Below are 8,880 nucleotides of genomic sequence, written 5' to 3'. Positions count from 1 at the left end.
CCGCACGCTCGTGGTCGCACCGCGCCACCGCGCCACGCTCAGCCAGCGGGCACGCACGTTCGAGCGGCGGTTCGTCGGCCCGCAATCCGAGGGCACCGCGCCCACCGCGGCGCTACGGTCCGACCTGTGGACGCCGACTACCTCTCCGTCAACCGCGCCAACTGGGACGAGCGGGCCCCTGCACATGCCGCATCGCCGGGATACGCCCGCGACCGGTTCCTGAGCGACCCCACGTTCCTCAGCGACGTCGTCCGCTTCGACGTGCCGCGGCTCGGCGACGTCGGGGCGTTGCGGGGCGTGCACCTGCAGTGCCACATCGGCACCGACACGATCTCGCTGGCGCGGCTCGGTGCGCGCATGACCGGCCTCGCCTTCTCCCCCGCCGGCGTGGCCGAGGGCCGCAGGCTCGCGGCCGATGTGGGCGCGGACGTCGACTTCGTCGAGTCCGACGTCTACGGCGCCCTCGACGTGCTGCCGCCGAGCGGGTTCGACCTCGTCTTCACGGGGATCGGCGCGCTGTGCTGGCTGCCGGACGTCCGACGCTGGGCGGGGGTGGTGGCCGGCCTGCTGAAGCCGGGCGGGCGACTGTTCCTGCGGGAGGGCCACCCGATGCTGTGGGCGATCGACGAGACGAAGACCGACGACCTGGTGGTCGGCCACCCCTACGTCGAGACGTCCGAGCCGCTGGTGTTCGACGAGCAGGGCTCCTACGTGGAGATCGACACGGAGTTCGCCCACACCGTGTCGCACAGCTGGAACCACGGCCTCGGCGAGATCATCACCGCGCTGCTCGACGAGGGCATGACGCTCACCGCGTTCGTCGAGCACGACAGCGTGCCGTGGGAGGCGCTGCCCGGCCGGATGGAGCGGACCGAGCTGAAGGAGTGGCGCCTCGCCGACCGGCCGGAGCGCCTCCCCCACAGCTACACGCTGCAGGCGATCAAGACCTGAGGATCAGTGGCCGGCGGGGTGTGACGCCACGAGCGGCGGCACGGTGCCACCGGCGCGGCGCACGGCGCGGCGGGCCGACAGATAGGCGAGCGGGCCGGTCACCAGGGTCTTGAGCTGGTGCGAGCCGGCCGATCCGGTGGACTCGGCCGCGGTCTCGCGGTCGCCGATCGAGCGCAGCCGGTTCAGCGCGGCCGGGATGCGACGGAGGGCGGCGGCGCGACCCACCGGGTCCAGCATGATCTTGGTGAGGTAGCCGCCAAGGCCGAGCGCGTAGCCGTCGAGCTGGCCGGCGAGCGCGTCGCCCGACGCGCGGTGGTGGTGCCACACGTACGCCGACGGCTCGTAGGCCAGCGTGTGCCCGGCCAGGACCAGCCGGACCATGAACTCGCAGTCCTCGCCGGCCTTCGCGGGGGTGCCCGGGCCGAGCGCCGGGTCGAACCCGCCGAGCTCGGTGGCCACCGCGACGTTGACGGCCATGTTGGCGCCGACGCCGAACAGGCCCGGCGAGAACGGGAAGACCGGGGAGTCCTCCGGCGGCTCGGCGAGGGAGAACCGGCGGCGGGCGAAGCCCTTCCGCCAGCCCAGCGCCGCGTCGGCGTCACGCTGCGCGGGCGAGTCCAGCCGGGCCGCCATGACGGGCCCGCAGACGCAGGCGACGTCGGGCTCGGCCAGCGCGGACGCCATCCGGCCGACCCAGCCCGGGTCGACCTCGACGTCGTCGTCGGTGAACGCGACGAACCGGGCGCCGCGCGCCACCGCCTCGACGAGGCCGCGGTTGCGTCCGGCCGAGGTGCCGCGGCGGTCCTCGCGCACGTACTCGACGCGGTGGTCGTCCATGTCGCGCACGACGCCCGCGGTGAGGTCGTCGTCGGGGTCGTTGTCGACCACGAGCACCGTCAGCTGCTGGTGGGTGCTGCGCAGCAGGCTGCGGACGCACCGGGCGACGCTGTCGGGCCGGTTGCGCGTGGCCACGACCACCGTGAGGGCGTAGCGCACCGGGGCGAGCGGGAGCGGCGTGTGATCGAGGGCCTCGCCGATCTCCTCGAGCACGGTGGCGCGGATGGTGTCGGCGGAGGCGTGGCCGTCCGCGAGCGGGACGCTGATCTGGCCCGACGGCACGCCGTCGACGGTGACCAGCAGGAGCGCGGAGCCGAAGGTGCGGGCGACCTCGACGGCCTCGATCGGACGGCGGACGTCGAGCTGACCGACCCACACCGGGGCCGAGGTCGGGGACGGCCCTTCGGGAGAGGGGCTCAAGTGCGTGTCAGCCGCGATCAAGGTCATGGCTCCGACTCTCCTCAACGCAACTGTGGGCACGCTGTGAAGGAAGAACCGACCTGCAGAGATGCCTACAGAGTGTGAGGTGGGTCTCTCAGGAGCCTACGCTCCGTCGCCGGGTCAGGAGGTGTAGGCGGCCGTCGGAGGCTCGGTGGCGGTCTTCGGCGAGGTCGCCAGAGCCGTGCCGATCGCGGCGGTGAACCGCGCGAACTCGCCGGCGAACGTGACCGGGTCGACGCCCGGCATGAACGCCGTCGTGCACACCGAACGGTCGATCCGGGCCGGGTCGGCCGTGCCGTCGTGGTCGAGCGCGTCGGCGACGATCGCGTAGGCCACCGGGTCGAACGTGCCCATCGCGAGATGGTCGGCGACGTGCCCGGGGCAGATGTCCTGCACCGCGATGTTCGCCACCGCGCCGGCGCCCCCGCGCAGCGGCGAGCTGGTGGACGGGCCGAAGTTCGGGTACGGGAGCGGCGCGTTGGGCACGACGACCTCGTCGGTGAACGAGTAGGCCACCGTGTAGTCCAGCCCCGCGAACGTCTCCGGGCCGTCGTTGAGGGTGGTCAGGAAGTTCGACGCGGGCGTCTGCTGGCGGATGGACGGCGCGCAGACGGTCGCGCACAGCGCGTCGGCGTCGACCGTACCGTGGTTGGACGGGGCGATGCCGATGACGTCCTTCACCATGCCGCGGGTGTCGGGCCAGTACTTCAGCGCCCAGCGCGGCAGCATCCCGCCCTGGCTGTAGCCGACCACGGCGATCTGGCCGTCGGAGTCGTCGTGCATCGTCCGGATCCCGTTGACGACGTACTCGGCGGAGACCTGGATGTCGCCCAGGCCGCTGCCGGGCAGCTCCACCGCGCACCACGGCCGGGACTCGGTGTCGAAGGCGCGCTCGTAGTTCCAGTCGAAGTTGGGCGCGGGCGTCAGGGCGGTGCCCGGGACGAGGAGCACGGGCGTGCCCTGCGGGTCGGCGGGGTGCGAGCAGGTCAGGCTCGCGTCCAGCGCGGCCTGCGGAACCCTCAGGCCTGGTCCGGTGTCGGCGAGTGCCGGCGTGGCCACGACCGCTCCCGCCAGCGCCGCGACCGCCGTGAACACCCCGACCATGACCGACCTGCGCATCGTTGCCCTCCCCGTCGTCGATCATGCAAACGAGGGATCTGCGTCGAGGATGCGCCTCAATGGGGTGGAGCGGCCGCGGCCCGGCGGTGCAGGGTCAGCAGGTGGGCGGGCAGCAGGCGGGGATCGAGGCGATCCGTGCACAACCAGCCGCCCACGGCGTCGACGTCGACGGTGGTGCGCAACGGCCCGATCCGCAGCACGGGCGCCGTCGGCCTGCGGGCGGTGTCGCAGGGCTGGACGAGCAGCAGGGGCGCCGCCGGCCTGAACCGGCAGGCAAGTGCCCCGAGGAGGCACCCCGTCGCGACCATCACGCCGTGACGGCTCGACCCGACGGCGTCCCTCACGACGTCGACGAGGTGCCCGGCGACCGTCGCCGGATCACCCACCCCGCAGCCCGGCGCGGTGCACACCACCGCCGTGAAACCCGCATCCTCCTGCATGTCCACCTCCGGAATGAAACGAAAACCGTTATCGTTAGGGAGAACGGTAACAGCCCGGGACGACCTCAGGGAGACCTCATGCGACCCGCCATCCACCCCACGTACGAGCCCGTCGTGTACCAGGACCGCGCCACCGGCGACGCCTTCCTGACGCGCTCGACGGCCACCTCCCGCGAGACGATCGAGTGGGAGGACGGCAACACCTACCCGGTGATCAAGGTCGACGTCACCGCGTTCTCGCACCCGTTCTGGACCGGCAACACCCGTGTGCTCGACGCCGCGGGCCAGGTGGAGAAGTTCCGCCGCCGTTACGGAGCCCGCGCGGGGCGCTGACCTGGCGTAACGTCCCGCGCGTGCGCCCACGCCGCAGCCCGCCCGTCGTCGTCACCGACATGCGCGAGCCGTTGATCGTGGTGCACCGCCGGATGATGCGCGTCCGGCTCGTGCTGATGGTGATCTGGCTGGCCGGCTGGGTGGTGGCCGGCGTCCTCTACCGGCACGGCTGGCTGGCCACCGCGATCCTGCTGGGCAGCGGGCCGGGCGTGTGGATGGTGTGGTTCGCGGTTCGGTCGCGGTGCCGTACCGGGCGGCGAGAGGCCGTCAGCCGCCCGGTACGGGGAGAACTCGGCGCGGGAGGAGATCGTTGACCCGCCGGAAGCGCTCCTCGCGGTTCTTCCACTCCCGGGGGTAGCCCAGCGACGCCTCGACGAAGCGCACGCCGTCCTCGTGGATCACGCGCGGGATGTGCAGGTGCCCGTACACGACCGCCGTGGCGCGGTAGCGGACGTGCCAGTCGGCCGTGGCCTCCGTGCCGCACCACAGCGCGAACTCCGGATGGCGCAGCACGCGCGTGGGCAGGCGCGTGAGTGGCCAGTGGTTCACCAGCACCGTCGGCAGCGCGGGGTCGATCGCGTCGAGCCTGCGCCTGCTCTCCTCCACCCGCGCGTGGCACCACTCGGTGCGCGTCGCGTAGGGCTCGGGGAAGAGCAGGTGCTCGTCGGTGCACACCACCCCCGCCTTGTACGCGGCCGCGAGGCCCTCCTCCGACGTCGTCGTGCCCTGGGGCAGGAACGAGTAGTCGTAGAGCAGGAACAGCGGCGCGACGACGACCGGTCCGTCCTGCCCCTCCCAGACCGGGAACTCGTCCTCGGGCGTCAGCACGTTCATCGCCCGGCAGCTCTCGACGAGGTGCCGGTAGCGGAACTCCCCGCGCAACGACACGGGGTCCTTCGTGCGCGTCCACAGCTCGTGGTTGCCCGGCACCCAGATCACCCGGGCGAAGCGCCGCCGCAGCGAGCCGAGGACCTCGGCCACGTCCTCGGTCCGCTCCGCCACGTCGCCCGCGACGATCAGCCAGTCGCCGTCGGAGGTGGGGCTCAGCGCGTCGACGATCGCCCGGTTCTCGGGGTAGCGCACGTGCAGGTCGCTGACGGCCAGCAGCCGCGGGGAGGTCACGGACCAGTGGTACCCGATGCCCCACGGCCGCGCGCGGAACGGGGTGGCCGAACGAGGCTACCGGCGGTAGCTTGACTGTGGGTTACCAGTGGTAAGTAGAGCGGGAGGCCGACGATGGCGGGACTGGCGGACGTGCGGCGCGGTATCCGGTGGGGCCTGCGGCACGGGCTCGTCAAGCGGGCCATGGGGCAGCGGATGAAGGCCGGCGAGCCGACGGCCGCGCTGATGATCGACCCCGCGATCAACGCCGACCCCTTCCCGCACTACGACGACCTGCGCGCCCGCGGCCGGCTGGTGGACAACGGCGTCGTGCTCAACACGGCGCATCACGACGTCGCGCTCGCGGTGCTGCGCGGCGGCGACTTCGGCGTGGTCGGCGGCCCCAGTGGGCGCGCTCCCGCCGCGTTCCGGTACGCGGTGAAGGCCGGCGGCCGCGGGCCGCTGGGCCCGGCCGAGCCGCCGTCGATGCTCTCCACCGACGCCCCCGACCACACCCGCTACCGCAAGCTCGTCACCCGTGCGTTCAGCGCGAAGGCCGTCGCCGGGCTGCGCACCCGCACCGAGGGCATCGCCGCCGAGCTGCTCGACGGGCTGGCCGCCGCGGGTGGCCGCGCCGACCTCATCGAGGACTATGCCAGCCTGCTGCCGGCCACGGTCATCGCCGAGATGCTGGGCGCGCCGCTCGACATGCGCCGCCAGTTCCTCGAGTGGGGTGCGGGCGCCGCGCTGTCGCTCGACGCCGGGCTGTCGTGGAAGGACTTCTCCCGCTCCGAGCGCGACATCCAGGCGCTTCAGGACTGGATGACAGGCCACTTCGAGCACATCCGCCGCCACCCCGGCGACAACATCCTCTCCGCGCTGGTGCATGCCCACAGCGAGGACGGCAAGCTCACCGAGGACGAGCTGACCAGCATCGCGATGCTGCTGCTCGCAGCCGGGTTCGAGACCACCGTCAACCTCATCGGCAACGGTGCGGCGCTGCTCACCTCCCACCCCGACCAGCTCGCGGTGCTGCGGGAGGACCCGTCGCTGTGGCCGAACGCGGTCGACGAGATCCTGCGCCTCGACTCCCCCGTCCAGCGCACCGGCCGCATGGCCCGGCGCCACACGGTGGCCGCGGGCGAGCCCGTCAAGGCCGGGCAGGCCGTCGTCGTGATGCTCGGCGGCGCCAACCGCGACCCGGACGTGTTCACCGACCCCGAGCGCTTCGACGTCGCGCGGAAGAACGCCGGCGACCACATCGCGTTCTCCAGCGGCATCCACTACTGCCTCGGCGCCGGCCTGGCGAAGATGGAGGGCGAGGTCGGGCTGCGCGCGCTGTTCGACCGCTTCCCCGACCTCGCGCCCGCCGGCCCGCCGCACCGTCGCCCGACGCGCGTGCTGCGCGGGTACGACGCGATGCCGGTCCGCCTGTCCCCCGCCACCATCAGCGCCTGACCGTCGGCCGGGTGGCGCCGGCGCTATCGTCGGATCATGACCCTCTCGGCCCCCGAGCAGATCGCCGACGCGCGGTTCGTCGCACTCACCACGTTCCGCAAGGACGGGAGCGGGGTGTCGACACCGGTGTGGGTCGCGGCGGTGCCCGACGGCCTCGGGGTCTGGACCGGAGCCGCGACCGGCAAGGTCACGCGGATCCGCCGCGACGACACCGTGACCCTCGCCGTGTGCGACCGGCGCGGCCGCGCCACGGGACCCGCGGTGCACGGGACGGCCCGCCTGCTTGACGCGGACGGCGCCGCCCGCGTGCGCGCCGCCGTCCGCGTCAAGTACGGGGCGACGGGCAAGCTGCTCACCACCCTCAGCGCACTGCGGCGCGGCACCGCCTCCAGCGCGGGCATTGCGATCACGCCGGACTGAGCCCGACAGCTCAGCCCGCGCGCAGGGTCCGACAGCTCAGCCCGCGCGCAGGGTCCGGCTCGCCGGGATCCAGCCCGCCAGGGCGTCGAGCATCGCCGTGGCGCCGGCCGCCACCTCGTCGTTCGGGGTGAACGTGCGCTCGTCGCCCTCGCCGGACAGGTGCTGGGCGAAGAACGGGATCGGCACCGCGGCCACCATCGGCACCATCGACAGCGCGGCCAGCACCGGCTTGAGCTGCTGCACCGCGCGGATCCCGCCCGCCACCCCGCCGTAGCTGACGGTCCCGACGGGCTTGTGCGCCCACTCGTGGAACAGGAAGTCGATGGCGTTCTTGAGCGCGCCGTTGAAGCTGTGGTTGTACTCGGGCATCACGACGACGAACGCGTCGGCACGGTCGACGGTCGCGCTCCACGCCTTCGTGTGGTCCTTCGTGTACTGGCGCAGCCGCGGGTGGTTCGGCTCGTCGAGCAGCGGCAGGCCGACCTCGGCCAGGTCCACCAGCTCGACGTCGAACGCGCCGTGCTCGACGGCGGCCTTCTCGATCCAGTGGGCGATGGACAGGCCGGCGCGGCCGGGGCGGGTGCTGCCGACGATGATCTGCAGGAGGGGATTGCTCACGCGTTCAATGATCCCCCCTGGCTCCCGCCGCCGAACCAGCCGGGCACGTCCAGGCGGAACCCGCCCTCAGCCGTGACGGCGCGCGTCGGGATGCCCCTCGCGGGCGAGCTCGGTGTGCAGGGCGTCGACCAGCGTGCGGAAGCCCTGCAGGAGCAGTGGACGGTGCTCGGCGCCTTGATCAGCGCCGTCGGGCGGGCCGGGAAGGGTCTCAGGTCAGGGCTTCCAGGGCCGCCTCGGCCTGGTCGTGCAGGGACTTCAGGCGGGCCGCTCCCCGGTCGGGCTCGTCCGCGCCCATCACCCCACCCGCGTAGCGGCTGTAGACGCCCGCGCCGATGCAGGCCGACCGCCAGCGCGCGAAAGCCACGTAGAAGTCCAGCTCGGAGACGTCGCGGCCGGAGCGCTCGGCGTACCGGGCCACCAGCTCGTCGCCGTCGGGGTAGCCGCCCACGCGGTTGGGCCCCGCGATGGTCGGCGGCGCGGTGTCACCGGGCCGTCCCCACGAGGCGAGCAGCCAGCCGAGGTCGGCCAGGGGATCGCCGAGGGTGGCGAGCTCCCAGTCGAAGATCGCCCGCACCCGCCCGTCGGGGCCGAAGGACAGATTGCCGGGCCGGTAGTCGCCGTGCGCGATCCGGACGTCGGACGGCGGGAGCGTGGCAGCCCGTGCGACGAGCCGCTCGTGGGCTGCGTCGACGACGGCGAGGCCGGGCACCGCCGACTCGTGCACCTGCCGGTGCCAGCGCCTGAGCTGTCGCTCCAGGTAGCCGCCCGACCGGCGCAGGTCGCCGAGGCCCACGGCGTCGGGTTCGACCGCATGGAGGTCGGCCAGCACGTCGACGGTGTCGAGGGCCGCGGTGCGCCGCACGTCACCGGGGTCGAGGCGGTGGCCGGAGTCCTCGTCACCGAGCACCTCGCCGTCGACGAAACCCATGACGTAGAACTCCGCGCCGATCACGCCAGCGTCGGCGCAGTACCCGACGGGCCGCGCCACCGGCACCGGGGTGAGCGCGAGGGCGGAGATGAAACGCCACTCCCGGCTCATGTCGTGCGCGGTGGCCAGCACCATCCCCGTCGGCGGCCGGCGCAGCGCCCATGCCGTGCCCGCGGCGTCGGTGATCCGGTAGGTGAGGTTCGAGTGGCCGCCGGAGATCCGGTCGACGGCCAC

11 protein-coding genes are annotated in these 8,880 nt (G+C 73.2%); 5 read left to right on the top strand and 6 right to left on the bottom strand.

Translation table 11 applies throughout. The features are described 5' to 3' along the window. The first annotated feature begins 126 nt into the window (after positions 1-126). Positions 127-951, top strand: coding sequence for a bifunctional 2-polyprenyl-6-hydroxyphenol methylase/3-demethylubiquinol 3-O-methyltransferase UbiG (locus JWR81_RS16425; protein ID WP_297652778.1), 825 nt, complete (start codon positions 127-129; stop codon positions 949-951). A 3-nt stretch (positions 952-954) separates the two neighbouring features. Here the strand turns inward: JWR81_RS16425 and JWR81_RS16420 are convergent, their stop codons facing one another. The 3 genes from JWR81_RS16420 to JWR81_RS16410 form a co-directional block, all read right to left on the bottom strand. Beyond that, positions 955-2,235: a glycosyltransferase gene (locus JWR81_RS16420; protein WP_297652775.1), complete on the bottom strand. Its 1,281-nt coding sequence runs from the start codon at positions 2,233-2,235 to the stop codon at positions 955-957. A 114-nt stretch (positions 2,236-2,349) separates the two neighbouring features. Beyond that, positions 2,350-3,348, bottom strand: coding sequence for a lipase (locus JWR81_RS16415; RefSeq protein ID WP_297652772.1), 999 nt, complete (start codon positions 3,346-3,348; stop codon positions 2,350-2,352). Between the two features lie 56 nt (positions 3,349-3,404). Beyond that, positions 3,405-3,788, bottom strand: a complete 384-nt coding sequence (locus tag JWR81_RS16410; RefSeq protein WP_297652769.1) for a hypothetical protein — start codon at positions 3,786-3,788, stop codon at positions 3,405-3,407. Positions 3,789-3,866: 78 nt separating this feature from the next. Between JWR81_RS16410 and JWR81_RS16405 the strand changes: the two genes are divergently transcribed. Both JWR81_RS16405 and JWR81_RS16400 read left to right on the top strand, forming a co-directional pair. Further along, positions 3,867-4,121: a type B 50S ribosomal protein L31 gene (locus tag JWR81_RS16405; RefSeq protein WP_297652766.1), complete on the top strand. Its 255-nt coding sequence runs from the start codon at positions 3,867-3,869 to the stop codon at positions 4,119-4,121. Between the two features lie 20 nt (positions 4,122-4,141). After that, complete coding sequence (locus JWR81_RS16400) at positions 4,142-4,435, top strand: hypothetical protein (protein ID WP_297652763.1); 294 nt, start codon at positions 4,142-4,144, stop codon at positions 4,433-4,435. Here JWR81_RS16400 and JWR81_RS16395 read toward each other — a convergent pair. Beyond that, a complete protein-coding gene (locus JWR81_RS16395; RefSeq protein ID WP_297652760.1) occupies positions 4,389-5,243 on the bottom strand; it encodes a metallophosphoesterase in 855 nt (284 codons plus the stop codon). The genes JWR81_RS16400 and JWR81_RS16395 overlap by 47 nt on opposite strands. A 114-nt stretch (positions 5,244-5,357) precedes the next feature. Between JWR81_RS16395 and JWR81_RS16390 the strand changes: the two genes are divergently transcribed. Both JWR81_RS16390 and JWR81_RS16385 read left to right on the top strand, forming a co-directional pair. After that, positions 5,358-6,680, top strand: a complete 1,323-nt coding sequence (locus JWR81_RS16390; protein WP_297652757.1) for a cytochrome P450 — start codon at positions 5,358-5,360, stop codon at positions 6,678-6,680. Between the two features lie 36 nt (positions 6,681-6,716). Further along, the gene (locus JWR81_RS16385; RefSeq protein WP_297652754.1) at positions 6,717-7,100 is read left to right on the top strand and encodes a PPOX class F420-dependent oxidoreductase; all 384 of its coding nucleotides are present in this window, start codon (positions 6,717-6,719) and stop codon (positions 7,098-7,100) included. Positions 7,101-7,136: 36 nt separating this feature from the next. Here JWR81_RS16385 and JWR81_RS16380 read toward each other — a convergent pair whose 3' ends face one another. Further along, positions 7,137-7,718: an NADPH-dependent FMN reductase gene (locus tag JWR81_RS16380; RefSeq protein ID WP_297652751.1), complete on the bottom strand. Its 582-nt coding sequence runs from the start codon at positions 7,716-7,718 to the stop codon at positions 7,137-7,139. A gap of 208 nt (positions 7,719-7,926) precedes the next feature. Then, positions 7,927-8,880 (bottom strand): phosphotransferase family protein (locus JWR81_RS16375; protein WP_297652749.1); only part of this gene is annotated, 954 nt, incomplete at its 5' end.

This window comes from Pseudonocardia sp. (genome assembly GCF_025965585.1).
In the GTDB taxonomy this organism is placed as follows: Bacteria; Actinomycetota; Actinomycetes; order Mycobacteriales; family Pseudonocardiaceae; genus Pseudonocardia.
The sequence above is the reverse complement of the archived record's forward strand: the minus strand, read 5'-3'. Positions and strand labels throughout refer to the sequence as shown.

What these genes read in the sequence shown, in the direction of transcription:
- JWR81_RS16420 (WP_297652775.1), bottom strand. Translation starts at nt 2,235, where the DNA reads ATGACCTTGATCGCGGCTGACACGCACTTGAGCCCCTCTCCCGAAGGG.
- JWR81_RS16415 (WP_297652772.1), bottom strand. Translation starts at nt 3,348, where the DNA reads ATGCGCAGGTCGGTCATGGTCGGGGTGTTCACGGCGGTCGCGGCGCTG.
- JWR81_RS16390 (WP_297652757.1), top strand. Translation starts at nt 5,358, where the DNA reads ATGGCGGGACTGGCGGACGTGCGGCGCGGTATCCGGTGGGGCCTGCGG.
- JWR81_RS16410 (WP_297652769.1), bottom strand. Translation starts at nt 3,788, where the DNA reads ATGCAGGAGGATGCGGGTTTCACGGCGGTGGTGTGCACCGCGCCGGGC.
- JWR81_RS16405 (WP_297652766.1), top strand. Translation starts at nt 3,867, where the DNA reads ATGCGACCCGCCATCCACCCCACGTACGAGCCCGTCGTGTACCAGGAC.
- JWR81_RS16385 (WP_297652754.1), top strand. Translation starts at nt 6,717, where the DNA reads ATGACCCTCTCGGCCCCCGAGCAGATCGCCGACGCGCGGTTCGTCGCA.